General features: G+C 43.8%; 28 protein-coding genes. 21 read left to right on the forward strand and 7 right to left on the reverse strand.

Annotated elements, in window-relative coordinates; translation table 11 throughout:
• Positions 1-6: 6 nt before the first annotated feature.
• Genes sufD through sufB form a run of 4 tightly spaced genes read left to right on the forward strand, consistent with a single transcriptional unit; the run spans position 7 to position 4,371 of the window.
• Positions 7-1,311, forward strand: coding sequence for a Fe-S cluster assembly protein SufD (gene sufD / locus MKY35_RS07895; RefSeq protein ID WP_025719242.1), 1,305 nt, complete (start codon positions 7-9; stop codon positions 1,309-1,311).
• On the forward strand, positions 1,308-2,531 hold the full coding sequence (locus MKY35_RS07900; RefSeq protein ID WP_342446058.1) for a cysteine desulfurase: 1,224 nt from the start codon (positions 1,308-1,310) through the stop codon (positions 2,529-2,531). The genes sufD and MKY35_RS07900 overlap by 4 nt, the downstream gene beginning before the upstream one ends.
• Positions 2,521-2,943 (forward strand): Fe-S cluster assembly sulfur transfer protein SufU, encoded by a 423-nt coding sequence (gene sufU / locus MKY35_RS07905; RefSeq protein ID WP_069012768.1) that lies wholly within the window; start codon positions 2,521-2,523, stop codon positions 2,941-2,943. The genes MKY35_RS07900 and sufU overlap by 11 nt, the downstream gene beginning before the upstream one ends.
• A gap of 30 nt (positions 2,944-2,973) precedes the next feature.
• Positions 2,974-4,371: a Fe-S cluster assembly protein SufB gene (gene sufB / locus MKY35_RS07910; protein ID WP_013309556.1), complete on the forward strand. Its 1,398-nt coding sequence runs from the start codon at positions 2,974-2,976 to the stop codon at positions 4,369-4,371.
• A gap of 67 nt (positions 4,372-4,438) precedes the next feature.
• Here sufB and MKY35_RS07915 read toward each other — a convergent pair whose 3' ends face one another.
• The 3 genes from MKY35_RS07915 to MKY35_RS07925 all read right to left on the reverse strand — a co-directional run bounded on the left by MKY35_RS07915 (position 4,439) and on the right by MKY35_RS07925 (position 6,432).
• Positions 4,439-5,479, reverse strand: a complete 1,041-nt coding sequence (locus MKY35_RS07915; protein WP_342446059.1) for a tyrosine-type recombinase/integrase — start codon at positions 5,477-5,479, stop codon at positions 4,439-4,441.
• Between the two features lie 103 nt (positions 5,480-5,582).
• Entirely contained in the window at positions 5,583-6,047 is a 465-nt protein-coding gene (locus MKY35_RS07920; RefSeq protein WP_342446060.1) for an ImmA/IrrE family metallo-endopeptidase, read from the reverse strand.
• Position 6,048: 1 nt separating this feature from the next.
• Positions 6,049-6,432 (reverse strand): XRE family transcriptional regulator, encoded by a 384-nt coding sequence (locus MKY35_RS07925; protein ID WP_342446061.1) that lies wholly within the window; start codon positions 6,430-6,432, stop codon positions 6,049-6,051.
• On the opposite strand from MKY35_RS07925, the gene MKY35_RS07930 reads away from it, so the two are divergent.
• From MKY35_RS07930 to MKY35_RS07940, 3 genes are read left to right on the forward strand one after another with little or no spacing between them, the layout of a single operon-like run.
• Complete coding sequence (locus MKY35_RS07930; protein ID WP_342446062.1) at positions 6,413-7,855, forward strand: hypothetical protein; 1,443 nt, start codon at positions 6,413-6,415, stop codon at positions 7,853-7,855. The genes MKY35_RS07925 and MKY35_RS07930 overlap by 20 nt on opposite strands.
• Entirely contained in the window at positions 7,845-8,153 is a 309-nt protein-coding gene (locus MKY35_RS07935; RefSeq protein ID WP_342446063.1) for a hypothetical protein, read from the forward strand. Before MKY35_RS07930 ends, MKY35_RS07935 begins: the two co-directional genes overlap by 11 nt.
• 2 nt (positions 8,154-8,155) lie before the next feature.
• Positions 8,156-8,263 carry a CD1375 family protein gene (locus MKY35_RS07940; RefSeq protein WP_342446064.1) on the forward strand — a complete coding sequence of 36 codons (108 nt, stop codon included), beginning with the start codon at positions 8,156-8,158 and terminating at the stop codon, positions 8,261-8,263.
• Positions 8,264-8,445: 182 nt separating this feature from the next.
• Here MKY35_RS07940 and MKY35_RS07945 read toward each other — a convergent pair whose 3' ends face one another.
• Entirely contained in the window at positions 8,446-9,504 is a 1,059-nt protein-coding gene (locus tag MKY35_RS07945) for an acyltransferase family protein (protein ID WP_342446065.1), read from the reverse strand.
• Positions 9,505-9,680: 176 nt separating this feature from the next.
• Between MKY35_RS07945 and MKY35_RS07950 the strand changes: the two genes are divergently transcribed.
• From MKY35_RS07950 to MKY35_RS08000, 11 genes are all read left to right on the forward strand, one after another.
• Positions 9,681-10,238 (forward strand): hypothetical protein, encoded by a 558-nt coding sequence (locus MKY35_RS07950; protein WP_342446066.1) that lies wholly within the window; start codon positions 9,681-9,683, stop codon positions 10,236-10,238.
• The gene (locus MKY35_RS07955; RefSeq protein WP_342446067.1) at positions 10,235-11,635 is read left to right on the forward strand and encodes a hypothetical protein; all 1,401 of its coding nucleotides are present in this window, start codon (positions 10,235-10,237) and stop codon (positions 11,633-11,635) included. The genes MKY35_RS07950 and MKY35_RS07955 overlap by 4 nt, the downstream gene beginning before the upstream one ends.
• A gap of 10 nt (positions 11,636-11,645) precedes the next feature.
• Positions 11,646-12,434, forward strand: a complete 789-nt coding sequence (locus tag MKY35_RS07960) for a hypothetical protein (protein ID WP_342446068.1) — start codon at positions 11,646-11,648, stop codon at positions 12,432-12,434.
• Between the two features lie 64 nt (positions 12,435-12,498).
• Positions 12,499-13,107: a 2,' 3'-cyclic nucleotide 2'-phosphodiesterase gene (locus MKY35_RS07965; protein ID WP_342446069.1), complete on the forward strand. Its 609-nt coding sequence runs from the start codon at positions 12,499-12,501 to the stop codon at positions 13,105-13,107.
• Positions 13,108-13,168: 61 nt separating this feature from the next.
• Positions 13,169-14,779, forward strand: coding sequence for a hypothetical protein (locus MKY35_RS07970; protein ID WP_342446070.1), 1,611 nt, complete (start codon positions 13,169-13,171; stop codon positions 14,777-14,779).
• A gap of 155 nt (positions 14,780-14,934) precedes the next feature.
• A complete protein-coding gene (locus MKY35_RS07975) occupies positions 14,935-15,159 on the forward strand; it encodes a lytic transglycosylase domain-containing protein (protein ID WP_342446071.1) in 225 nt (74 codons plus the stop codon).
• Positions 15,160-15,244: 85 nt separating this feature from the next.
• Positions 15,245-15,853, forward strand: coding sequence for a hypothetical protein (locus tag MKY35_RS07980; protein WP_342446072.1), 609 nt, complete (start codon positions 15,245-15,247; stop codon positions 15,851-15,853).
• Between the two features lie 170 nt (positions 15,854-16,023).
• Positions 16,024-18,255: a hypothetical protein gene (locus MKY35_RS07985; protein WP_342446073.1), complete on the forward strand. Its 2,232-nt coding sequence runs from the start codon at positions 16,024-16,026 to the stop codon at positions 18,253-18,255.
• Between the two features lie 8 nt (positions 18,256-18,263).
• A complete protein-coding gene (locus MKY35_RS07990; protein WP_342446074.1) occupies positions 18,264-19,718 on the forward strand; it encodes an LPD38 domain-containing protein in 1,455 nt (484 codons plus the stop codon).
• Positions 19,719-19,797: 79 nt separating this feature from the next.
• Entirely contained in the window at positions 19,798-20,223 is a 426-nt protein-coding gene (locus tag MKY35_RS07995; RefSeq protein ID WP_342446075.1) for a phage holin family protein, read from the forward strand.
• A complete protein-coding gene (locus MKY35_RS08000) occupies positions 20,223-20,378 on the forward strand; it encodes a hypothetical protein (RefSeq protein ID WP_342446076.1) in 156 nt (51 codons plus the stop codon). The genes MKY35_RS07995 and MKY35_RS08000 overlap by 1 nt, the downstream gene beginning before the upstream one ends.
• A 9-nt stretch (positions 20,379-20,387) precedes the next feature.
• On the opposite strand, the gene MKY35_RS08005 is transcribed toward MKY35_RS08000, so the two are convergent.
• Positions 20,388-21,272: an IS3 family transposase gene (locus MKY35_RS08005; RefSeq protein ID WP_342444534.1), complete on the reverse strand. Its 885-nt coding sequence runs from the start codon at positions 21,270-21,272 to the stop codon at positions 20,388-20,390.
• Positions 21,227-21,541, reverse strand: a complete 315-nt coding sequence (locus MKY35_RS08010; RefSeq protein ID WP_025722639.1) for a helix-turn-helix domain-containing protein — start codon at positions 21,539-21,541, stop codon at positions 21,227-21,229. The genes MKY35_RS08005 and MKY35_RS08010 overlap by 46 nt, the downstream gene beginning before the upstream one ends.
• Positions 21,542-21,678: 137 nt before the next feature.
• On the opposite strand from MKY35_RS08010, the gene MKY35_RS08015 reads away from it, so the two are divergent.
• Positions 21,679-22,128 (forward strand): hypothetical protein, encoded by a 450-nt coding sequence (locus MKY35_RS08015; protein ID WP_342446077.1) that lies wholly within the window; start codon positions 21,679-21,681, stop codon positions 22,126-22,128.
• 1,094 nt (positions 22,129-23,222) lie between these two features.
• Positions 23,223-23,585 carry a YmaF family protein gene (locus tag MKY35_RS08020; protein ID WP_029516587.1) on the forward strand — a complete coding sequence of 121 codons (363 nt, stop codon included), beginning with the start codon at positions 23,223-23,225 and terminating at the stop codon, positions 23,583-23,585.
• 294 nt (positions 23,586-23,879) lie between these two features.
• Here the strand turns inward: MKY35_RS08020 and MKY35_RS08025 are convergent, their stop codons facing one another.
• A complete protein-coding gene (locus tag MKY35_RS08025; protein ID WP_342446078.1) occupies positions 23,880-24,719 on the reverse strand; it encodes a manganese catalase family protein in 840 nt (279 codons plus the stop codon).
• A gap of 205 nt (positions 24,720-24,924) precedes the next feature.
• On the opposite strand from MKY35_RS08025, the gene MKY35_RS08030 reads away from it, so the two are divergent.
• Positions 24,925-25,779, forward strand: a complete 855-nt coding sequence (locus MKY35_RS08030; protein ID WP_029516589.1) for a manganese catalase family protein — start codon at positions 24,925-24,927, stop codon at positions 25,777-25,779.
• The last annotated feature ends 127 nt before the right edge of the window (positions 25,780-25,906 follow it).

Here is a 25,906-nt window from a genome sequence, read left to right on the forward strand (position 1 = left end):
AAACTGATGACAACACAAACAATCCTTCCGGTAGATTCCGAGCAACTGCGTGTTCTGTCCGAACGTAACGGCGAGCCATCTTGGCTGGCTGAAGACAGACAAAAAGCACTTGAGCTTGCAGGCAAACTGGAGCTTCCGGTATTTGAAAAAACAAAAATCGAACGTTGGAAATTAAACGATTACGGTCAACATAAACAGAGCGAGGTCATTGCATCGGTAGGGCAGGTTCCTGCAGCCATTGCTGATCTGGTCAAAGAGCAACAGGAGGGCGGTCTGATTATTCAGCGCAACTCCGGCGCGGTATACGTGAAGCTGAGCGAGGAATTGGCGGCGCAAGGCGTCATTTTCACGGATTTACAAACAGCGGTTAAAGAGCATGCTGATTTGGTTAAAGCTCATCTGAACACAGTGATTAAGGCAGAAGAGAATTCATTATCTGCATTGCACGCAGCACTCTGGAACGGTGGAGTATTTGCTTATGTGCCTAAAAATGTAGAACTGAACGTTCCGCTTCAAGCTGTATTCCTGACAGACGATGCGACTGCAACGTTTGCGCCGCATGTGCTGCTTATTGTCGAAAGTCATAGTTCCGTGACGTACGTAGACAACTATGTATCTGCGGATTTGGCGGCACCTGTTCTTCATAACGGTGCGGTAGAAGTTGTTGCAAATGCAGGGGCTAAAGTTCGCTATGCGACAGTCCATCAGTTTGGAGAGCAAGTAACGGATATTTCAATTCGTCGTGCCACGTTGGGAAATGACGCAGCAATCGAATGGATTGTGGGCGAAATGAACAACGGCAATACAGCAAGCAATACCATGTCCGTGCTCAAAGGTAATGGCTCCAATTCGGATGCCAAGATCATTGCTGTAGGTTCCGGCTCACAAAAGCTGAACTATACGACACAAGCACAGCATTTCGGCAAAAATTCCGCCAGTCAGATGATTACGCGCGCAGTGATGCGTGAAGAAGCGTCTTCCATCATTAACGGAATTACAAAAATTGAAAAAGGTGCTACCAAAGCAGATGGTCAGCAAACAGAACGTGTTCTGATGCTCAGCCCGAAAGCTCGTGGTGACGCTAACCCAATCCTGCTGATTGATGAAGATGATGTAACAGCAGGTCACGCAGCATCGGTTGGTCAGGTTAACCGTGAACAAGTGTATTACTTGATGTCCCGCGGGATTAGCCGTGCAGAAGCTGAGCGTCTGATTATTTATGGCTTCTTGGCACCTGTCGTATCTGAGATTCCGCTCGAAGGACTTCAACATCAGCTGCAAAGCCTTGTTGAAAGGAAGTTAGGCCAATGAATACTGCATTGATCCGTGAACAATTCCCGATTTTACATCAGGAGATTAACGGTCATCCGCTGGTTTATTTGGATAATGCGGCTACTTCGCAAAAACCGCTGGCGGTCATCGAGGCGATCAAGCACTACTACGAATATGATAATTCAAATGTTCACCGTGGTGTGCATACCTTGGGTAGCCGCGCGACGGATGCTTATGAAGGTGCGCGGGAGAAGGTAGCCCGCTTTCTGAATGCCAAGCGCAGTCAGGAAATTATTTTTACACGCGGAACAACAACGGCGCTGAATCTGGTGGCTTCTTCTTATGGTGGAGCTAACTGTAAGGAGGGTGATGAAATTGTCATCACACAAATGGAGCATCACAGTAATCTGATTCCGTGGCAACAGGTAGCCAAAGCCACAGGCGCAACTTTGAAATATATTCCACTTCAAGAGGATGGTAGCGTTGATCTTGCTGATGTGGAGAATACCATTACAGAAAACACGAAAATTGTAGCGATTGCGCATGTCTCCAATGTGCTTGGTGTTGTGAACCCTGTCAAAGAGATTGCAGCTATTGCGCATCGCAAAGGCGCAGTTATTGTTATAGACGGTGCACAAAGCACACCACATATGAAAGTAGACGTGCAAGACATCGATGCTGACTTTTATGCCTTTTCGGGTCACAAAATGTGTGCGCCTACTGGGATCGGGGCACTGTACGGCAAGAAGGCGCTGCTGGAAAATATGGAGCCCATTGAGTTCGGCGGGGAAATGATCGACGATGTGGGATTGTATGAATCCACATGGAAGGAGCTGCCTTGGAAATTCGAAGGTGGAACTCCGATTATCGCTGGAGCTGTTGGTTTGGGAGCTGCTATTGATTTTCTGGAAAGCATCGGAATGGACGCCATTGCACAGCATGAGAGCCGTTTGTCCAACTATGCCCTCAAACGTCTCCGTGAAGTGGAGGGGTTGACGATATACGGACCGGCAGAACGTCATGTTGGGCTCGTAACATTCAACCTGGATGATGTGCATCCGCATGATGTAGCTACTGTACTGGATAGCAAAGGGGTGGCTGTACGTGCGGGACATCATTGCTGCCAGCCATTGATGCGCTGGCTGAAAGCCAGTGCAACTGCACGTGCCAGCTTTTATCTCTATAACACGGAAGAAGAAGTCGACGCTCTGGTCAGCGCCTTAATCCAAACAAAGGAGTATTTTGGCGATGCAACTTGATGACTTGTACCGACGCGTGATTATGGATCATTATAAAAATCCGCGCAATCGCGGACGTTTTGAGGATGATGCCGTTACGGTGGATTTGAATAATCCTACGTGTGGTGACCGGATTTCTCTTCAACTCAAAACGAAAGATGGCGTGGTCGAAGATGCCCGTTTTACTGGTGAAGGCTGCTCGATTAGTATGTCCTCAGCTTCGATGATGACAGAAGCAGTCAAAGGAAAAACGATTGATCAGGCATTGGATATGGCGAGCCGCTTCTCTTCTTTAATGAAGGGAGAAACCGTCGAATTTGATGATTATGAAGAATTGGAAGCTTTGTCAGGCGTAAATAAGTTCCCGGCCCGCATCAAATGTGCGACACTGGCTTGGAACGCGCTGCGCAAAGGGATTGATGAAGATAAATAATTTAAATAGAACAGAGGAGGTTTGAGAAACATGGCCAAGAAAGCACCGGAAATGGAAGAGTATAAATACGGCTTTCGTGACGAGCACAAGTCCATTTTCCAAACAGGTAAGGGTCTCACTCCGGAAATCGTAAAGGAAATCTCCAAAATTAAGGATGAGCCAGAATGGATGCTGGAGTTCCGTCTGAAGGCACTGAAGCAGTTTGAAAAAATGCCAATGCCAAACTGGGGCGGAGATATGGATGAACTGGATTTCAACGATATCCAGTACTATGTAAGACCTTCCGAGAAACAAGGGAAGACGTGGGAAGAGGTTCCTACGGAAATTAAAGAAACCTTTGATAAACTGGGTATTCCTGAGGCGGAGCAAAAGTTTTTGGCTGGTGTATCCGCACAGTATGAATCCGAGGTTGTCTACCACAGTATGCAAAAGGAACTGGAAGATCAGGGCGTTATTTTCATGGATACCGATACGGCGTTGCGTGAGCATCCTGAGATTCTGAAAGAGTATTTTGCAACAGTTGTACCTCCTGCGGACAATAAGTTTGCAGCACTGAACAGTGCGGTATGGTCAGGCGGGAGCTTCATCTATGTACCAAAAGGTGTGAAATGTGAAGTTCCATTGCAGGCTTACTTCCGTATCAACTCGGAAAACATGGGTCAATTTGAGCGTACGCTCATTATTGCTGACGAAGACAGCTTTGTGCATTATGTAGAAGGCTGTACGGCTCCGATTTACAGCACGAACTCGCTGCATAGTGCCGTAGTCGAAATTATTTGTAAGAAGAACGCACGCGTTCGTTATACAACGATCCAGAACTGGGCACCAAACATTTATAACCTGGTAACCAAACGTGCGGTTGCAGAAGAAAACGCAACGATGGAATGGGTCGATGGTAACATCGGTTCCAAGTTGACGATGAAGTATCCAGCCGTTGTATTGAAAGGCCGTGGAGCGAAAGGAATGGTCTTGTCCATCGCTGTTGCAGGCAAAGGCCAGCATCAGGATGCAGGTGCAAAAATGATCCACTTGGCACCAGACACCACGTCCACCATTGTATCCAAGTCGATCAGTAAGCACGGCGGTAAAGTAACGTATCGCGGATTAGCTTCATTTGGTCGTCAGGCTCAAGGTGCAAAATCCAATATCAAGTGTGATACGTTGATTTTGGATAATCAATCAACCTCAGATACTATTCCTTATAATGAAATCATGAATGATGACATCACGCTTGAGCACGAAGCAACGGTTTCCAAGGTATCGGAAGATCAGCTGTTCTATCTGATGAGCCGTGGTTTGACTGAAGCAGAGGCAACGCAAATGATCGTTATGGGCTTTATTGAGCCATTCACAAAAGAACTGCCGATGGAATATGCGGTAGAGATGAATCGTTTGATCAAGTTCGAGATGGAAGGTAGTATCGGTTAACGGAAAAGTTAAGCGTATCGGCTATTCTTGGTTTTATTTATTGGTCATGATACCGAAATGATACCGATTAGTCGAATACGCTCATTGCTTCACGTTTTCTTTCGACGTAAAGGTGCCCGTAGGTGTTGGCTGTTTGCTTGATGTCGTCGTGTCGCATCAGTTCCTTTACGAGATAGATATCTACACCTTTGTTAATCAGGTAAGATGCGTAGCTGTGACGCAAGTCATGAATTCGCAGTTCAGGAAAAATGCGTTTAAAATGTTTGCGAAAGTGTGAATAGTGGTATGGGGCCACTATACCGAATACAAACATATCATTATTGAATCCGTAGATTTTCTCTGCGGATTCTTTTTTTATGTGCTCCAGCATTTCGCCTATAAAGGCAGGAAACGGAACGTAACCTACACTACCCTTAGTTTTGGTTGTAGTGATCTTACGTGTGGCTATATCAATTGTTTTGTTTACATGAAGTAGGTTCTCCTCAAAATTCATATCTGACCACTTTAGTGCAAGTCCTTCTCCTACTCGTAACCCCGTGTAAAACAGTAATCTAGCCAACTCCTGGTAGTGTAGATGCTCTAGACCGTTAACCCGATGGTCAAAATCCGCGCGTCTTATGAAATTAATATTTGGTCGCACTCGCTGAATTGAACCAGCCGCTAGAGTGGGATCAACTTTTAACCCGAAAAATTTTATGGCGTGATTGACTAGCACTTTAAAATTACTGTAGACGGTTCGAGCGCTATTGAGGGATTCCATTGATGTCTCCAAATGGGTTTTAAACTCTAGGACTTGCTCTAAAGTGGTGTTTTTGATCTTGATGCGCCCGAATTTCGGTTTAATATGGTGATTATACTCGTTTGTGCGTCGTCGGATTGTTTTATCTTTGAGTTTTGTATGTTTAATATTGTGTTCAAAGAGTTCATCAAAAGTGACATCATCCGAAAATTTACTCTTAACACTTGCCAAAAATTCTGCTTCAGCTAAAACAGCGTCACGGCGTCTCTTAAACCCTCGCTTAAGTTTCTGATCAGGGCGCCCATAAACATCCTTGTACCTCACCTTGAAATAGTAAGTGTTGCGTTTCTCATCTTTGTAAATCGGCATTGTATTCCATCGCTCCAAACATATGTTCTATTTTTGTGTATATGTAAACAGCCCTGCGGCTGGAAAGCGCAAAGTTACCATAGCTTCAAGGACGTCAAGCGGATTACATGATTTCAAGCACGCCAAGCGGATCAAACACAATAACATGCCGATCATCAGCCTTTACAGACAGGCCGTATTTCTCCGTGAATCGATCAATAGCAGCCTGTAAGAATTCCTCAGTGACGCCCAAGTATTCAGCCAGGTCATACCTACCCGATATACGGGCATGGTGGGCTTGTACAATGCGATCCAGAGGAATCATACACTGGTAAGCCCATTGCCTGGCGCGCAGCTCCTGCTTACGGTTACGTATGTCTTTCAGATTAAGGATGTTACCAGCACTGGTGTGGTAATGGCCAATCTCTTCAGCAAGGATACAGGCTTTCCCTACAGTAGTGGGGACATACTTATTTACCCATACAATCCCATCGGCATATAAGCCTTTATTTCCGGGCAGCATTGGCATTTCGTATACTTCTATGCTGTGTTTGTGAGCCTCATTGAGAAGCACCTCGTATGTTGCCATATCATCTGCCCTTTCGTTTTGACCTTACAAATTCCTTGAAACGTTCTATCTCCTCCAGTTCTTCCACTGTCCACTCTTCACCGTCGTGGTGAGCTGCGATGATCTCTGGTTCATAATTTTTATGAGGCTCCAGTGACACTTTTACATCTTTAAGAACATCCAGTAAATCCTGTTTGAATTCTGTTGTTACTGGGAAGTTACCGAGAAGACCTATCAATCCAATAGGTTCTAAGTCTAGCGGTACATCATAATATTCCTTTTTTAGGGGTTTAAATTTTTCTCTTATTATGTCCTTAACATGGTTTGGGAAATAAAGCTCCCCGTCGGAAACTTCGGACAATTCTCTTATCAACTGTTCTATCTGTTTGTCGAATCCAAGAATCACAAAATCGGTATTTTCCCAGAATACGACTATCCACGTCACTCAAACTGATAAGGATAACTGGAACAGTAAGGCTCCAGGCAACCACACGCACCCGAACGCAACACCGACAACACCGGGTTTTGAATCTGCTGCGGATAAAACCAAACTGGATGGAATAGAGGATGGTGCAAATAATTACGTGCATCCAGCTACGCATCCGCCGTCCATCATCGCACAAGATACTGCCAATCGATTCGTAACTGATGCTGAAAAGGCTGCGTGGAACGCCAAAGCTGAAACGACAGTAGCTACGTCAGACACAAAAGGTCTTATGTCTGCTGCGGATAAAACAAAGCTAGATGGTATTGAGTCAGGCGCAGAAGTGAACCAAAACGCCTTTTCTACGTTTAAAGCACCAGGACAGGCTGATGTTACTGCTGGTTCCAAGCAGGAGACGATTAACTTTGCTGGCGGTACAGGTATCACCGTTACGACTGATCCTGCTGCCAAAAAGGTTATGATTACGGCAACAGGCGAAGCTACACCGGGGCCGCATGCTTCATCTCATATCACAGGAGGAACAGACATTATTCCTGATGCTGTTGTAAATGGTTCATCTGGGCTTATGAGTGGTGCAGATGCAGATTTTGTACGCAATACTGGCGAAACAAAAACGGGTGCTCAGGCCAAAGCGGACGCAGCAGAAACAGCATCTAAGAATTACACAGATACCCGTATCACTGAGTTGGAAAAGGATGTTTCAGCTGTGGCTGCTGTGGCTGCTGGTGCGGAGACGCCTGCAGGGGCGCAAGCGAAGGTCAATGAGTTGGGTGCAACAATTGCTACGCAATTGGCAGATAAGGTGTCTCAGGAAGTGGCCATGTTTTATAGAGGTACATTAGCATCGGGCACAGGACTAAATACAATTAATAATAATGCTGTATACAGATTATCTGGAAGTTATCCAAATTACCCGAGCTTTGCAAAGAGCAGTGATGCCGTAATGGTAGTGTTTAAGGGGGCAGATTATGTTGTGCAGACGCTCTATGTTAGCAGTGCTGATTCCGGCGTTGCGGGAGTGCAGAAAATTACGCGCGATGGTAACGGATCAATCTGGAGTGCATGGGTAGAAGATGGAAAGGCTTCTGTTTTTACGGAAGGTACATGGCTGAATGGGTGGACGGGTGACTTACGGCCTAAGATAGTAAAGAATAATAAGGTTGTGACCATTCATTTTTACGGTGTGAGAAGTGGAACGGCAGCACAGCCTGCATTTATACTTCCTATTGGATATAGACCTGTGTATGACGCGGAATTTTTATCCGACACTACAAATAAAGCGAGTATCAAAGCTGACGGAGGCGTAATACCATCTGGTAATCTCGGTTATTTCAACTTACTTTCGTTGCTCATCAGTAGAAAGGAGAATATTCATGAACCATGATTTGTACAGGATTGCAAATATTCCTGAGGATCTATGGCCGCTGAGTAGAGTGGTTGACGGAGTTATTTATACCCCTACGCTGGAGGAATTGCTTTCTAATGGCTTTATTACTCAAGAAGAATACGATAGACAGAAGTCGCTTTTTAATACTCAACCATCTGAAATCGAATTGCTTCGGGAAGAAAATACTACACTTAAACTTGCTCTGGCTGAACTAGCTGAAACTCAGGAGGCTAATAAGACGGAGACTCAATCGGCGCTTGCTGAGCTTGCTGAAATGATCACAGGAGGTGCTTAATTGTGGTTAAAGTTTATTGCGATCTAATTAAGAAGGATCTAAAGACTATTGATGATGTCCCGTTGCGTTGGAAGGCAGAAGTACAAGCCCTGATTAACTTCGAAGCTTAATTGCGCTGGAGGTGAAACATTGATAACGATGTGTTAGTAGCACTTTGGAAACTTCACTAACATGACAAGGTTGACGAGTGAAAGAAACATTTAATATTGTTTCAAATCAATTGATATTCCGATAACGCCAACAACAGCAACCACAGGTTGTGAAAAGATCCAAAGTGCTACAATTGTAATTACTATAACAGTGTCGGTTCTTGTTGTAGGGACAGAGCTTTTACTCGCTTATTTTTTACCGCAGTTGAAATTATATTGACAATAATAATTATTGGGATCAATAAAATAATACTGAGAGAGGTATATAACATTGACCATTTCAGTGAACTTGTAACTACAAATGTTAAATTAAATTCGGTTCTAATAGATCCGAGAAAGAAATTCAAAATAACAAACATGTGTGAGTGGAATGCAAATATTAGTATTGTGGTTTTACCAATAAAAGATAATGACTTTGATTGATTAATAATTTTCGAGATAACAATACAAAAAATAATGCCAAAAAAAGCAGCTAAGTAGTAATAAAAGTAGTTGTGATACACTAGGCCAAACATGTCTACACTAGATAACTTCGAATTAAGTTTAGAGAAGATATATAGCAATAAAGCTGAACCTATCAGAATTTCTGTATTGTATCGAGAAATTCTTTTTTCAATAAAGTCGTTGTGGGTTTTAAATATGAATCCAACCCCAAAAAAGACCAAAGCGGTAAAAGAAGCGTCAATAAACCAAGGTAATCTAACCTTAGATAGTTCGCTGTAGTAATGCCCTAAAATTGAAGATGCAATAATGATTATTACTAGGTAGGTTTGGTTGATGCTAATTTTCGTAATAAAATGAAAAAGCAGCTGAACAATAAATAAGCAGGGCAAGAACCATAATACTGTATCAATCTTCATTGTAGTTGCTGATGCAATTATAAAACCTTTGATAATTGCATAGGTGGAGAAATTGGTGCTAAACACATCCTTCTCCCACAATATGTATATTAGGTATCCTATCAAGGAAAATACAAAATATGGCACCGCTAATATTTTAATCTTATGAAAGATAAACTTTGGGGTGTCATTATTTTTTTGGGGGTTGAAGACAAAACCAGATAGGAAGAAGAAAAGTGGGATATGGAAGGCGTAAATTATACTTTTCATTTCTGGTGTAGCAGGGGAGTGACCAATTACTACGAGAATAATCGCAATGCCCTTGGCAATATCAAGCCACTCAATTCGTCTTGATGCGTTCATCTTATTATCAATCCTTTTCTTGTTGTTTATAACAGGTAGATTATACCACAATTTAAATATCATAATGAACATAATATTGAAGATAAGTAGTGAGGTGAGGTCTTGATAACAATTCTAAATTCATAGCGTCAACCTCTAGCTGTCTTAGAGAATTACCTCAACTATGGAGGATTACAATGAACATACTTGAAATTATTGCAGAATCGGACATTCTGGTACCGAACGAGGTGACGATAGCGGATAAGGTCTTGTGGCTGAGCGCTTTGAACCAAGATTTCTTCAATGTGGTCAAGATCCCAAAGGTGATACAGTTTGGTTGCGTGGCTGGGCAGATAGACTTCACATTGCCACCAGACGTCAGGCAGAAGAACATAGACCTGTTGCTGATTGGACCATCACAATACCGTAGTCTGGATCATGAGGATGTAACACCGTACCAAAACTCATTTTCATACGACGACACAACCAAAACCATATCGATCTATCCAGCCCCTTATGCTGACCTAAGAGGCTTTTTGCGCTACTATCGGATCGCTACAACAACGTTCTTATCTACGGCTCTTAATGTACCTCCAGACGCACCAGAAGAATATCACTGGACGTATATCCCGGCGCTGGCTGCGTATATCGCCAACAGTCAGGACGACAGCGTTAAAGCAGCAAATTATGAGGCGCAGTATAAAGCTGCGTGGAATGTAGCTGCTCAGAACCATCAGGCAGGTGTTGTAAAGTGAAGCCTATTCAATATGACAGCCCCAACTATCAACCATTGCCGGGAATCCTTTCACCTGTTTCTATCCGCGAGTTTCGAGGGTTGAACACTTATGATCCACTGTCCATTGACGAGCGGTTTCTGACCGACATGCAAAACATGACAACCAGTGATTATCCTGCTATTACAACGCGCCCAGGTTATGCGGTCATTGGACAAGCGGGTAATAGAGTGTTAGGCATGGGAGTGTGGGAAGGGCGAGAGCTTCATGTCGTGTTCAACGATGGCACATGGCGGCGCTGGAACGGCTCAGACTGGGCTACACTTGTAAGCGGCCTGAACACATCGGCTGAATGGACTTTCACTAATTTTCAAGGCAACCTTGATCGTGTAAACATGATCGGATGTAATGGCGTGGATGCTATGCGCCGATATGACGGCGGTAGCGTGCAGTGGCTTGGCGGTTCATCGCCTGCCAGCGGCAAGTACATTACCACCTACCAAAATCGATTGTGGTGTGCAGTAGGTAAGGAATTATGGGCTTCCAAGCCGGACAACCCAACTGTGTGGGATAGCTTCTTAACCGAAGAAGGAAGTTACCGTAGGCAAATGGAATCATCACGCGGCGAACAAATAAGTATGCTTACGGGGAGTTTGACCAAACTCACTATAGGAATGCCAAATAGCCTGCATGAGTTGTATGGCGGCTTGCCTTCAGATTTCAACACGAAGTTGATTACTGAGGATATGGGGCCAGTGGCAAATAAGGCTACAGTGACTCAGGAAGGATTCCTTCGCTTCATGCATAAGACAGGCATATACGACTACGGCGGCGGTACGCTTCCAAGCAAAAGTTTCTCAGATATCATAGGAACTTATTTAGACGGTGTAACAGACCAGAGCGCGGCGGGGACGGACGGTACGCGGATGCTATTCAATATCCCGGGAGACAAGTTGCTGGTGTATGATCCGCGTTCAGGTATTCAGGCGTGGAGCTTATGGCGTGGTATTCAAGCTGTCCATTTTATTCAGATGCAGAACAAACTTTACGTGGGCGATGCGCAGGGCCGCGTATTGCGTTTAGAAGGTCAAACAGATGCCGGAAATGCTATTGCTTGGAGTGCGACAACAAAGCCGTTTAACGGCGGTACAATCGCTCAGAAACAACGTTGGTATAAGCTATGGGTAGTTGTGGAATTGTCCGGCAACATGGATATACACGTTTCACCATCCATATCCGCGAATGATTGGACATTGGTCAACTCTATTTCTGGTAGCGGTGCCCCTCAAGTTCGAAGGGTTATTATTCCAGTAGCAAAGTTCACACGAGAAAACTGGACTCGTGTTAGGTTCTCTGGTTCTGGCTGGGCACGAATCCACGAGTTCACAAGACAAGTACGGCAGTTGCCGCTTTATTAGGAGGTTTAGCATGGCGACATGGAGTGACAGCCCACGTTTAAGTGGGCCGCCGGATACACAAGATTTAGGACAGTTGCTGCTATACGTTAAAGACCTTGCCAACACCGTAGCGAAAATGGCAAAGGATTTGGAGTTTATAATCAATGGCAACTTGGATGCCAATAACATTCGGGCAAATAGTATACAGACAAAGAATTTACAGGCTGGATCGGTGTCTGCTGATAAGATTCAGGCCGGAGCAATTACCTCGGAAAAGATTCAAGCCAACGCGGTGACAGCCGATATGGGTAAAATCACAGCGGGGGAAATCTATGGCGCTTATATCGCTACTTCAGAAGACCGATTCCCAATGGTAACCTTAACACCTGATGGGCTCACAGGCTATAATTCACGTGGTGGAGAAGCTTTGTCGCTCGGACAGTCCAGTGAAGGTGGGGCGCTTTTGTTTATGGACGATGGATCACCACGAGGTAGTATTTTTGGAGACTCGGAAGGATTTCATATGGGTAATATGGCTAGTGTTCATATTAAATCTATCGATGATAAGACTTATTTAGATGGTGCAGTTAGTTTTGAAAATGCAACAGAAGTAAGTGGATTGATGATGGGATATATAGAAGGGCTGAGAGATAAACTTTCTGATTTGGAAAATTCCATTGGAGAACTTCGTGGAGAACTAGTAAATGGATTAATCGTGAATGCGGCATTTGACCCGGCAAGTCGTAACCTGAAGTTATTTAGTCAGACAAGAACAGTTGCTACAGTAAACATTCCTGCTGGTACTAGTTCGACAACATAATGTTTACTGCACCTCCTACCGATGGTAATATTAGGACATATATACTATGTAGGGGGTATGATTCTTGAAAAAATGGTCGTATTTACTTAGTGGCATATTGATAGGTGTAGTTGTTGCTACAGCTGGTAGCTCATTTGCAGATCAAGTCCAATCTTTAATCGGAGAAAAGGTAGCAGGGGAATATGCGGTCAAGGTGAATGGTAATTCGCTCGTCGAAAATGCCATCGTCGTTGACGGAAAAGCGCATGTACCTTTGAGAGCTGTAACCGACTCCTTGGGAGCAAGTTTAAAGGTGGAAGGAAAAACAGTTGAAATAACTGCGGGGAATACTACTGAAACACCTAAAATAACGAATAGTAGTGATATAGCGCAAACCCAATTAAATGAAAAAAGCAAATCCGAAAAACTTATTATCTACTCTGAATCAGATAAATCTTTTTGGGGAAGATCGCTGAGTGACGTAGAAGACAGTCAAGTTAAACTCAAAAAAAGAATTGATGAACTATCAAATCTACCAGCCAGTAATGACCCTATTACTCAAGAATCAAGAAAAAAATCTTTAGTACACACGCAGGGACTTATAGAGGAAAATAACAAAAAAATAGATGAGTACAAAGCGAAAATAGCTGAGATTGAGGAAAATCTCGCTAAATATAAAAACTATCGTAAATAAATAATTACCAAGGACCCTCAATTGAGAGTCCTTTTTTCATGCTCAGAAACGGAGGTGCGAAATGGCAACCACCAATAATTACGGTATCCGACAAGCTCTTAATAACAAAGGCGTGAACAATAGCCGAATTGGATACAGCAATGGATATGTAACAGTAGATGGGAAGAACTTTCTGAAAGCTGGTTCTGTTAACAATGGATCTGCCATGACGACACAACAGGGATTTAATAATGTATGGAACAGCTTAAAGCCTACCAGCGCACCAGTAAAGGTTCCTAATCAGCCTACATCTTCTCCAAGTCCAATGGTGCAGGCTGCTACCGGTGTACAGAGCTCACCACAGGCCACGTATACACCAATACAACGACAAACGGAACAAACGCTACAACGGATGAATGACATGATAAACAACCAGCCAACGTTCCAGTATAAAGCTCCTGACCCGTGGAGTTATAATCCACAGGATGATCCATCGTATACATCTAGTCTCGCAGAGGCTAAACGAAATATAGCGACAGAGCAGGCTGATACTAACGCTCGTTTGAGGGCAAATGGTCAAGGTAAATCGTCTTATAGCGAGTTGGTCGCTAATCAGGTTGCAGACAACACCATGTCGAGCCTAGCAAATACACTGGTACCGCAACTCATGCAGCAGTCATATGCACGGTATCAGGATGCGGCCAATCGTGATTTACAACTTCAACAGCTCAATTATGGAGTTCAGCGAGATAAAATGGGCGCCCTTACTAATTTGTATGGCTTGCAAAACCAGGAGTATTTCCAGAACCCGATCACAGAAGCGCAGCTTACGGGCAACTATCTGCCGGCAGAAGGCCGACAGGCAATTGATCAGTTATTGTCACTCAAACAGCAGGCAGAAACAAAGGGCGTCACAGCAGAGCAACGTGCCAGCCTGACGAAGCAAGCAGACGGTATCCGGGCACAGTTGTCAGCATTGGGTATTGATCCAAGCAAGTACGGAGCAAATGTGAATTACAATACAGCGCGTATAGTAAGCCCTAGTATTCGTACACTCCAAGGACAGCAGATGGATCTACAAAACCGACAAGCGAATCAACAAGCTGCTACTGCTGTTAGTGAGTTGAGTGGAAAGTTGGTTACACCGCAGAGTGATTGGCAGGGTCTGTATCGACAGGCGGCTAATCCAAACGCGCCACAAACATTCCAAGCCCAACAGTTTGCGTATCAGAAGGCAAGGGACGCTATCACAGATCAACAATGGAAGATGAAGTTTGACCAAGACGTTCAGCAGTTTGGTATGACTTACGCGTTGCAAAGCTTACAAGAGCAAAACCAAGTTGCATACCGTCAAGCTACACTTGCGCTTCAAGCGGACGATAATGATCGTCAATGGGCTGATTTGGATTATCGTCAATCCAATCCATCAGGTGCTAAGGGAGGCCTAACAGCTAACCAAGTGCTGGAGAGCATGAAGGGCCTGTATTCGGTTCCTGTGTATGGTAAAAACGCAGATGGCGATAGTGTTAAAGAGGGAACAAAGATAACCACAGATACAACACAACGTCAACAAATGTTCCAGAATGTTGTTGATGCTGGTCTTTCAGACGCAGAAACACGCCAAGTACTTTCCTCATTAGGAATGAGTAAGAAGGAAATTGATGACTTCAAAAAGCTATACCCGGGAAACTGACTAGCCCCGGTGGCTCCGGGGCCTACAAAAACTACTACAAAGCAACTAAAGACGCAACAGCAAATCCACGTAATTACTCTGTTACTAGCTCTGCTGTTGCGTCTGCACTCCAACAAAAAGGACTGCCGCAAAGCTGGCTACAACCTACGCTTGAATTGGTGGCTCGGGAATCGAGTTTTAATCCAAATGCCAAAAATCCGAAGTCCACAGCCCGTGGGCTTTTTCAGTTTTTGGATGGTACCCGCAAGTCTTATGGCGGCAATAGTATGAACTGGAACGACCCAACGCAACAAGCATTAGCAGGAGTTCAATATATTAAAGACCGATACGGCACACCCGAAAAAGCATTAGCATTCTGGGATAGAAATAAATGGTATTGAGGTGGATTATATGGCAAGCGAATTTGACGCAGTGCGAAATCGAAAAAAACAAGGAGCAGATGCCAAAGCTAGGGTATTGGCTCGCGTGAGTAATCCCAATATTGGTGGTAGTAATCCTGAAAGTGAATTCGCGGCTGTGCGAAATCGTACTGCCGATATTTCACCTCCTACGTTATTAGACAATGTAAAGAGCGCTCTAACAAGTCCGGGTGTACAGGACTTTGTTAATAGAGGATTGAGTTATGCAGGTCAAGAGATGCAACGACAGGCGGCTGAACGTGAGAAAAATCGTCTCAAGCTGCCTCCATCCCTGATAATTGGTCCTGGCTTTATTGAAAACTCCACGTTTACACAGGCGACCCAAGGTAACCGTGATGCCATAGGCACGTATAGAGCGGCAACTGGTAAGACTAAGACTATCAAGCCATTAAGCGCATATGAACAATGGATGGATGGTCTGGACCAAGACATAAAAAGGTTTCCTGCAATTGCACCATTAAGACCGATATCAGGAGGAATTGCAAAACTCTTGTTGGATACGAAGCCAGGACAGTTTACATCGCGTACCTTTGGACAAGCGGGTAGTTTTGTAACGGGTGATAAGCCTTACTATGATGTTACAACTGGCAATGCTACAGCCGATAAGGTAGCAGACATAACTGGTTCTTACTGGGATTGTAGCTTCAGGGATTAATCCTGGTGCCCCAGGTGTTCAAGGACAGAACCTAATAACTGCCCCGCTTAGAAGCTGCTGAAGGCGTACTTGCTACACACGCTGGTAACGCCCTTACAAATACTATTAGCAGACAAGCCACAAGAATTCCGGGAGTAAGTGCCGGGACTGCGGATAAGTTAACTCGTGGAGTGTTGAGTGGGGCTGCTGCTGGAGCTGTTGGTAATACAGCAATCGGCATCAACCGTGATGAGACTACGGGCAGAGAGATGGTGCATAATGCCGCTATGGGTGCAGCATTTGGAGCTGGTGGGGAAGTAGTAGCCAGAGGTGTCGGAACTGGCTGGCGCGCATTGTTTAAGAAAAACGGCATTCCTGACAGTGAAGTGTCTGAAATTCTCAGCCTGCCTGTGGGTAGAAAGGACGCTCGTATTAATTCGGCAACGGCTCGATCTGTCCAGCAAGTTGGTGACGAGGCAATTGCTAATCCGTTTACGTTCGATTTGCCTGAGGGCTTGCCACAGACGCGGCGGAACATGGCAAACGCTGCTGAAGGTCGTGGAGAGATACAGCAGATTAACTCACGTCTGCAAGAGCTGGAAAGTCAATATGGACAAAGATTGATTGACGAGTATAAATACCTCAAACAGTCTCGTGACAGTCGCGGCGGGGTGTCGCAAGGCCAGCTTCAGCGGACCCCAGATGGTGATGTTATTGGCTGCACTGGACGCACGTCACAAAATCGACTGTGGTATCAAGATTTCTATCAGGCTAATGGTTGGGCTCCAAGCAATAAGGATTTATATAACCTGGCAAAAGAGCGTGTTGATAAAGGTTTTATGGATGAAACGGGTCGTGTGTCATCATGGAGACAAACAAGTGGGTTCGATGAACAAGTGGCAGCCTATACAGCAGCTCGGGATAATCTGCGTACTGGTGTACAGGAGCTCGACCCAGCTTTACACGTTACGGATCAACCACTTGTGTCGAGCCGCTTAAAACAAGAGAGTTCAGGATCAGGACCCCGTGTTAACGAGAAGTCAATTAACAAGCAGGAAACTTTCAACATTAACGACCCAGCGGTTCCTGAGTTCATGCGTGCAAGACAAGCCCGGCAGGAAGCAGCGAGAGCGAGACAGGAGTCGGTCGCACCTGAGAATTCGCCTATCCAGCCGGACGAGGATTATGTCCTGCCAAAGCAATACGAGGAGCAAACTGGATTGGGTATCTCGGCATTCAGCCGGAAAGACCCGTATGATTCGCTCTCCACGTCTACCCGTTCGCAATTGGTCTCCCGTCAAATGCGTGAACCTCGCAGCTTAAAGGGGTCGGCTGATCGTCTATACACTGCATTAGTTGACGATCTGCATTCTATGAATAAGTTTGACAAAATGGTCGAGGACGTACTTGGTAGGGAATTGAAAGCAACGGAGAGTACCCACAAACTCGGGCTAGCTGCTCGCGGTTCGGACATGGTAGCAAAGCAGATTGTCACAGATAAGATGGTCAACAGTGCTGGCGAGGTAGTGGGGGATTCGTTAAAAGACGTTCTATCCACTTTGCCCGGCGGGAAAAACGCGCCTAAGGTAGAAAGCGGCACACGTGAAGAACTACGCTCACGAACCAGTAAAACCATTTATGTAGACTTTGAAGACTACCTTATCAATAAGCATGCCATCACTCGGTGGGATCGTGGCGAAAAGGTGTTCGCTGATAAGCTGGAATGGACGCCAGAGAAAGGGCAAAAAATTGTTGATGAATACGAGCGGCTGTTTCCTGAGTTTGTAGAGACTGCTGATAATTTGTATAAATTCAATCAAAACTTGGTTAATACTTGGCTGGTAGATACGGGTGTTATCAATAAAGAAATGGCAGAGGCTTGGTTCCGTGAGAATCCGTACTACGTACCAAACAAGCGTTATTTCACATCACTGGAGAAACGCAACGGGGCTGGCGGAAAGGCTAAACAGGGGTACGGCAATCAGTCTAATCCAGTCAAAGGCTACAGCAAAGACGGTTCACAGAAGAAAATCATTTCGCCGATTGAAGCTACGATTGAAAACGTCGATGCCTATGTGAAGACGGCCAAGCGTAACCGAGTCATGCAGCAGTTTGTTAAGAACTTGAACCAAGACGCTGAAGCATTTAAGGATATGGCCACTGTTGTTGTGCCTCGTGATATGGCTAAAGAGCAAGTAGCGCGAGAAATCCTTGAGGCAAACGGATTAGATAAATTTATGCAGAGCTTGGACGAGGACTATGCACGATTACATCGTAATCGGTTGGACACCGACGATGTTGTGCGTGTGCTAATGGATGGCGATCCGGTACGTGTAAAAGTCCATACGCTCAGATTCTTGATGCGGTTACATCCCTTGGCCCGCAAGGTGCCAATGCTGTTATGGATGCAATCGGGTGGTTGACAAATAAAATGAAGACATTGACTACTGGAGCCAACCCGGTGTTTTCCTTAACACGTAACCTGTTCCGGGATATTCCACAGGCATATGTGGCTTCTAAAACAACCAACAACCCGGTTAGATTCATGGTGGATCTGGCCGACGCATCCATTCAGATACTTCGTAATGGTGAGCTATACAAGCAGTATAAACGGTTAGGTGGCGGTCATAGTTCTCCTATTGCTGCAGACCGAAATTTGCTGAAGCAGAGCAAAACAGCGGTGTTACCTAAAGATATGAAAAAAGATTTACTACCGCGCTTGTACTACGCTTACGAGAACGCGCTAAACGCGGTTGAGTCTGCGCCGCGTCTAGCTGAGTTTAAACGAGTACGCAAAGGTGGCACCCCGGATGATCTTCAAAAAGCACTTTTTGCAGCTCAAGACGTAACGGTTAACTTTAAACGGCGAGGCAAACTGGTAAGGGATTTGGATAAAGCATTCCCTTATATGAATGCAGCCCTTCAGGGGTTGGACCAATTCGCCCGTGTTTTTAAAGACAATCCAGTGAGGGCAACCACAAAAGCTGTACTGGCTCTTACGATTCCTAGCGTTCTAACTTATATGTGGAACCATGATGATCCGAATTACAAGAAGCTGAGTAACCGGGTAAAGGACTCATTTATTTTGATTCCTAAAGGGGATGGCACATTTTTTAAGATCGCCAAACCGCAGGAGCTTGGTACTCTCTTTTCGGACTTGCCGGAACGGCTGCTCCGTAAGTTTCAGGACGATGATCCGGCAGCCTTTAGAGATTTTGCTGACCGTATCCGTACCACATTCACCCCGCCCGGAGTACAAGGGGCACTGAAAGAGGGCGGAATAATTGACAGGATGCTTGGGATAGGCGGTGAGACAATTCTTGGTCCTCTCTCAGACTTAGCTGCTAACAAAACCTTTTCTGGATCGCCAATTGTTCCAGGCTATTTGCAACCTTTATCACCAGAGTTACAGACCGACGCCAAAACGACCAAAATCGCGACATGGATTGGAGAGCATACAGGTACAAGTCCTAAGCAGTTAGATTATCTGGCCCGGCAATATACAGGCTTTATTGGTCAGTTTGGTCAGCCGCTTTTCTCCCCTGGTGGAGACTTTGGGGATGCTCTGACACAACAAGTTACCGCTGATCCGGTTTTCAGTAACGATATCAGCACAGAGTTTTACAAATACAAGGGTAAGCTAGACCAAGTAAATAATGATTCTGATTTACGGAAGCCTCCTGCTTGGTATGATGATTCGCTGCGTAAAAAGTTGAACAAGATTAGCAAGAAAATGAGCGCAATTCGTAAGGATGTTAGAGTTGTGCAGAACGATGAATCTATTAGTAATAAGGAGAAACGTGCAAGATTACGTGCGCTTCAACAACAAATAAACGATCTGGCTGAGGGCGGCAATGAGCTGGCCCGAGGTAAAGTCCCTTATTAATAAGGTGATGCAGGGCGCGTTATATGATGCGCTCTTTTTGTTGTTTAACATAATTTTGACCAAAATAGGAGGAAATTAAGTGGATAGATTGGATTTAGTATTTAAATGGTTTACTGCTGCTGGTAGTACGGCAGGAGCTTATTTTTTTGGTGGCTGGTCTGGTGTGCTAGGCGTATTACTGGTGTTCGTAATCTTTGACTATATAACCGGGTGTGTAGCAGCAGGGGCAACAGTTGGATTAAAAAGCAAAGTTGGCATGATCGGTATTGCCCGTAAGGTATTCATCTTTGCAATGGTTGCTGTGGGGCATCTTGTGGACGGTATGCTGGGAGATAGCCACTTGTTTAGGGATACTGTGGCCTACTTCTATATGGCAAATGAACTGCTATCGATCATCGAAAACGGAGGAAGGCTGGGCGCACCTATCCCTCCTGTTATCCGGCAGGCTGTTGAGGTATTGAAGGGAAAAGGCGGTAACGATAACGACAAAGGAGCTGATAAGTAATGCAAATGCGCAAAATATCAAAAGCTGGCATTGATTTAATTAAATCGTTCGAAGGATGCCGCTTGTACGCCTACAAGCCTGTACCCACTGAAAAGTGGTGGACTATCGGATGGGGTCACTATGGTCTGGTCAAGACCCCATTTTATAGACACTGAAAAAAGACCCTAGGCTATAAGCTGCTTCCGATACTCTTTCGGAGGCAGCTTATTTAACTTTCGTTGTGGTCGACATTGGTTGTAAAATCGAATATATTCTTCTATTCTCCTTTGTGCCTCGTCCATATTTCGGATATCATATGGGTAGAGCCCTTCCGTTTTGAGATGCGAGAAGAAGCTCTCCATCGAGGCATTATCATAACAATTGCCTCGGCGAGACATGCTGATCCGGGCGCCAACCTTTGGTAGCATGTCATGGTACGCATGGGACGTGTACTGGAATCCCTGGTCGCTGTGAACGATGAGGCCAGTCACGTCTTTTTGCTGTTTAAAGGCTTGTCGAAACGTCTGTAAAACCAGTTCGTTATCATTTCTATGGCTCATCTGGTACGCGATAATTTCGTTATTGAACAAGTCTTTAATCGCAGACAGATATAGCCAGCAATCCCCCACACGATATTGCGTGATATCTGTGACCCATTTTTGATTAGGCTTGTCCGCCTTGAAATCCTGTTTTAGCAGATTTTTCGCCACACGACCTTTCGTAGAGGAAGCATAGTTGCAGCGATGTTTCTGGCGAATTTGTGAGCGGATTCCCAAGACCTGCATGAGCCGGAGTACCTTTTTATGGTTCATCCAGACTCCATGATCGTGCTGCAAAAATAGTTGAATTTGGCGATAGCCGTAGACCCCGTTATACTGCTCATACACTTTCTTCACAAGTGCTTTCGCGTCCCGATCTCGATCTGCTCCTCTACGCTTTAAGAAGGCGTAATATCCACTTCTGGAGACTTTGAAAAGCGTACACAGTTTGCTAATAGGATAGTCTTTCGCAGCTTTCTCAATGGTTATATATTTGTGTGCTTCATCTCCTGTATCCAGATTTCCAAACACTTTTTTAGCATGTCATTTTCCCGTCTCAGCTTCTGTACATACCTATCCTGGTCGATATACTCCTTACGCCGTCCTCGCTGGTCCATGAGCCCGAATTCACCGAGTTGCTTGTATTTGCGCATCCATTCTTTTAATCGATGTCGATCTGCGATCCCAAACTTCTCCATGAGTCTACGATACGTCCAACCTTCTTCAATATGGAGTCGTATGGCCTCTACCTTGGTTTCAAACGTATACTCGTTAAACTTTGTTCCCTTTTTCGCCGGCATAAAAAATGCACCCCTTAGATTTCATCGGATAAACCAGGGGTTTATTCCAATGTCTATTCTAATGGGTGCACTTCAAGGTCACTGAAGGTCTTTCTAAAATTTATTTTAATGCAAATTCACTTACTAGTAATAATGGTATGGATAAATTCAAAGAACATTTTTCAAGCAATTTAATGATTTCACTGGAGAATTGTGCAGACTACTTATCTGAACACAGTACTGAAGAAGTTGTTGAGGATGAGAAAATTCTTGAGTTACTTAAAGAAGTTAATGAACTTGAAGAATTCATAATTAACAGTAAATTACAGAATGAACTAGAGAAAATACTTATTTATCAACTAAACAATGTTAGAGATTCTTTATTAAAATATAAATTTTACGGCTCCCAAGGTATTATTGACAGTGTTGCAACTACGCTAGGAACATTAATTTGGAATCGAGAGAAAATTGAACACAATAATGATAAAGGTACTGTTGAACGAATTTTTAATCTTATAGTAAAAATTAATTCAATTTTTAGTCTCAAGGATAATAGTATTAAATTAATAGGTGAAATTGTTAGAAAACTAACTGGTGGAGATAATTAATACCTCAACTAATATTGAGGTGGACTCGTAAGTTTTTCAGGTGACATCATAACTGTCACTACATCCGTAGAGGCTTATGTGTCGTTATCTTCGGACAGGGGTTCGACTCCCCTCGCTGAACATGATAGAATGATTTTTCAAATCGTTAATACTTGTAAAATTAGGCATAACAATGATAAGCAACAGGGTAAATATAATAAAGATGTCTGATATGCATGGATGTTTCACTATTATCTTGCAACAGTTCACGCGCTCTTGCGTCTTAAAGATAACTAAGATTTTAAAAAATTTGATTGAGCTCCTTAAATATTTGTGAAAAACTCTGCTGGTTTATTTTAGCAGGGTTTTTGTATTTTGAATAAAGAACGTTTGTTCCTGCTATATTCTGTTCGTGCTGTGGGAATCAATATACATAGTGTTTATTTTCTATACAACGATCGTACTAGATACATAAAGGAAAAGAGGTGAGGTAAGGATGAAGAAATGCAAAGCGGAAATTAGAGCGGTAATTAAAACTGTTCCGCATCCAGAACCGCAGAGATTAGTTGACTTGTGGGCAAAGATTGTTCTGAAGGAGATACTAGATCGGGAAAAGAGAGGTGAACTTAATAGTCGAAAAAATTAGCATATATAATAGAAGGAAAAATTTAAGCTTTCGGTAAAATGTGATACCACCCATGATACCGAAAGCTTTAAAGACTAAAGAAAAATCGTTAATTTAGCTGTGCGCAGAAATACATAAATCCTGTAATTAAGCGGATTTCTGTTTCGTTTGCGCCTAATCTAAATCGAGATGGAAGGTAGTATCGGTTAAAACGCAGTAACCCTTGGTATTACAAGGCTCTTGAGGTATTCTAAAGCTTGTTAAATCCGAGTCGTGCCGATTTTATGCCGATTCGGATTTCCTGCTAGTATAGGAGACGAACTTTTTAAGTTCGTCTTCTTTTGTTTTTTCTGTGATACCTAAGTCCATAAGCCTTCTTTCTACTACAAAAAAAATTATGCTTAGGACTGCAGATAGTTGCCTAGCACTTATGTATGTTTGCTTAATAGGATGTTGTGAGTGACATAAACATAAGGAGGCATGCCAACAGATGCAGAAGAATAAAGCTGGAGTGAAGAAGAAAACCCTCTCTTCTAAGCAGACACAGAGACATGTACATGAATTTGAAGGTAGCACCAAACTGGCCGAAGAAGGTGCAGACCGACATAACCACCGCTTTGCAGGTGTTACTGGGCAAGCGATTCGAGTTGGAAGAAGTCATGTCCATGAAATTGATCTTACGAAAACTGATTTCGTGAACCATTTTCATAATCTGAGAAGGATTAGAACAGGGCCCGCTATTCCAGTCGGAAATGGTAAGCATGTACATTTTGTTACGGGCCAAACTACATTAAATGATGGTCATGTACACCAGTTTAATTTTGCAACATTGATTCAGGCACCTCTTATTTAATGAACGGTGGTTTGACCGAAGCTGAGGTAACACAAATGATTGTTATAGACATCTGCTCATACAGAATGAGAGCATCGTCTTTGAAATCAAAAAGCTCTGCTAACCATAATTGGTCGGCAGGGCTTTTAGACTTACATTAATTCTGTACTTCATGATTTATGATCGGCTATGATTTTATGCCTTATGATAAGCCGCCTTATTCGAATATTAAGTATATATTTTTTGTAACATTTTTATGGTCAGTGTCACCAATAAGCAATTCTTTAATGTTGGGACAGCTCGTCTGCCACTTGTTTATTTATCTGAAGTTTTATGGTCTAAGTCATGATGTAACTCGGTTGCTGGTATTTTGGCATTATAGATTTGTCCCTTGGCAACTGGTTTTGAGATGTATACATAGCTCCCGGTTCCATCCGGCGCACTCCCTGTTGCCCACAAACCTTCACTAGATTCTTCGCCCTCAGACAAATTCCAAAACTCATAAGCTTCAGGCTGAGACTCTTGTTCTGCCTCAGGGGGAAAAGAAGCCGGAACCACAACACCGTTTTTCTCTTCTAATTCTTGGATTGCCGCCATCCACTGATACTGGTGATAGCGGTCACGCGCTAGCATTTTCCGTAGTGTAGCTCTGACGCTTTCATCTTGTGTCATATGATATAGCCTTGCTACCTGCAATCGACCCTGACTCTCTGCGTGCAAATTGGATCGCATATCTGCCAAAAGGTTGCCACTTGCGACGATATAAGAGCCGTTCCATGGAACTCCATTTGAATTAGTAGGCAATCCGCCTAGACCGCTGACCAGCATGTGCTGTGGGTTAATTCCCCCCATTATGGCAGCTGTAACAGGGTCTTTTGCAGCTTGTTCTTGATCTTCTGGTTTAGCTCCATCAAGTAGTTGACTAATTAAAGCACACAGCATCTCCACATGCCCTACTTCTTCAGTTCCAATATCCATCAGCATATCTTTATATTTTTCATCACCGCGACAGTTAAACCCTTGAAATAAATATTGCATCATCACGGTCATTTCTCCAAATTGCCCTCCCAAAACTTCTTGTACCTGCCGGGCAAAAAGAGGATCAGGGCGCTCTACTTTCACTTCAAACTGCAACTCTTTTTGATGTCTAAACATATTTACTCCTCCTATAGCTAAAGCAGCTTAGTGAATTCTAACTGTATTTAACCTTTTCAAGATGTAATAAAACGAGGAGCAGCATCACAACAATCTGACACGGGTCTTTATATTTACTTTCTGTTTGTTTGGTTTGTATATAAATTATTAAAGAGGGAAGCCTATGTTTCACTTTAAAATGAAGAGTCTAAGGAGGGTATTTGAATTGTATTTTTATAAAGAAGATTTAATTAACTTAATAGTACCCGATAAGCCCGATCCCGCTGCTGCTAAAGTGATTCAAGAAGTGTTAGGTGGTCGATTCGGAGAAATGCGTACTATGATGCAGTTTTTCTTTCAAAGTAATAATTTTCGTGGTAATGCTGTGCAGTACAGGGATTTGATACGAGGAGTTTTTCTAGAGGAGCTTAGTCATGTTGAACTGGTCCAACATACTATAAATCAACTTCTGACTGGCTCAGGCGCAGACCAAGCCGGCGATGCGGGAATGGATCATGCTCCTTTAGATGAGGCGATAAAACACGCAAATCCTCATCATTTTATTATGGGAGCCCAAAGTTCCTTACCTGTTGATGCAAGTGGGAATCCTTGGCTAGGTAGTTATGTTTATTCCCATGGGAATCTGGTTAGTGATTTGCTTGATAATCTCGTACTCGAATCTACAGGGGTTCTGCAAAAATCCCGAATTTACGAAATGAGCTCGAACAAAACATTCCGGGAAACGTTGGCTTTTTTGATTGTGAGGGATAATGCTCATCAAAACGCGTTTGCCAAAGCGTTAGAGACACTTGGAGTTGATTGGGGAAAATTGTTCCCGGTTCCAAATTACGATATTAACAAGTATCCAGAATGCCGGAAGTATGTTGAGATGGGCTTTCATAATGCGCAGTTTAATTTTCGATTGGATTCTACCCGTATTGGGGAAATATTCAATGGGCAAACTCCAAGTAGAAACGGTGGGGATTTGAGTGTAATAGATCCTCCTGAGGGTTTTCCTCTTCCGTATATGCCCGAATTGCCTAATGAACATAGTCCAGGGCTACACGATCTTACCACTTAGGATTAAACCATAAATAAAGATAGTAACAAGGTTAATATCCGTAACTTAAAAAGAGGCTGTCCTTCGTAGAAGAACCTACGAATCAAGGACAGTCTCTTTTTATTCGCGTAGTCTGTGCTTCGGCAAA

It is taken from the genome of Paenibacillus sp. FSL L8-0638, from assembly GCF_038593075.1.
In the GTDB taxonomy this organism is placed as follows: domain Bacteria; phylum Bacillota; class Bacilli; order Paenibacillales; family Paenibacillaceae; genus Paenibacillus; species Paenibacillus polymyxa_D.

Excerpts from the sequence above, each read along its gene's own strand:
- MKY35_RS07960 (WP_342446068.1), top strand. The coding sequence starts at position 11,646 with ATGGCGACATGGAGTGACAGCCCACGTTTAAGTGGGCCGCCGGATACA.
- MKY35_RS07915 (WP_342446059.1), bottom strand. The coding sequence starts at position 5,479 with ATGCCGATTTACAAAGATGAGAAACGCAACACTTACTATTTCAAGGTG.
- sufB (WP_013309556.1), top strand. The coding sequence starts at position 2,974 with ATGGCCAAGAAAGCACCGGAAATGGAAGAGTATAAATACGGCTTTCGT.
- MKY35_RS07900 (WP_342446058.1), top strand. The coding sequence starts at position 1,308 with ATGAATACTGCATTGATCCGTGAACAATTCCCGATTTTACATCAGGAG.
- MKY35_RS07935 (WP_342446063.1), top strand. The coding sequence starts at position 7,845 with ATGAACCATGATTTGTACAGGATTGCAAATATTCCTGAGGATCTATGG.
- MKY35_RS08000 (WP_342446076.1), top strand. The coding sequence starts at position 20,223 with ATGCAAATGCGCAAAATATCAAAAGCTGGCATTGATTTAATTAAATCG.
- MKY35_RS07950 (WP_342446066.1), top strand. The coding sequence starts at position 9,681 with ATGAACATACTTGAAATTATTGCAGAATCGGACATTCTGGTACCGAAC.
- MKY35_RS07970 (WP_342446070.1), top strand. The coding sequence starts at position 13,169 with ATGGCAACCACCAATAATTACGGTATCCGACAAGCTCTTAATAACAAA.
- MKY35_RS08010 (WP_025722639.1), bottom strand. The coding sequence starts at position 21,541 with ATGCCGGCGAAAAAGGGAACAAAGTTTAACGAGTATACGTTTGAAACC.
- MKY35_RS07920 (WP_342446060.1), bottom strand. The coding sequence starts at position 6,047 with ATGGCAACATACGAGGTGCTTCTCAATGAGGCTCACAAACACAGCATA.
- MKY35_RS08025 (WP_342446078.1), bottom strand. The coding sequence starts at position 24,719 with ATGTTTAGACATCAAAAAGAGTTGCAGTTTGAAGTGAAAGTAGAGCGC.
- sufU (WP_069012768.1), top strand. The coding sequence starts at position 2,521 with ATGCAACTTGATGACTTGTACCGACGCGTGATTATGGATCATTATAAA.
- MKY35_RS08015 (WP_342446077.1), top strand. The coding sequence starts at position 21,679 with ATGGATAAATTCAAAGAACATTTTTCAAGCAATTTAATGATTTCACTG.
- MKY35_RS07945 (WP_342446065.1), bottom strand. The coding sequence starts at position 9,504 with ATGAACGCATCAAGACGAATTGAGTGGCTTGATATTGCCAAGGGCATT.
- sufD (WP_025719242.1), top strand. The coding sequence starts at position 7 with ATGACAACACAAACAATCCTTCCGGTAGATTCCGAGCAACTGCGTGTT.
- MKY35_RS07990 (WP_342446074.1), top strand. The coding sequence starts at position 18,264 with ATGAAGACATTGACTACTGGAGCCAACCCGGTGTTTTCCTTAACACGT.
- MKY35_RS08020 (WP_029516587.1), top strand. The coding sequence starts at position 23,223 with ATGCAGAAGAATAAAGCTGGAGTGAAGAAGAAAACCCTCTCTTCTAAG.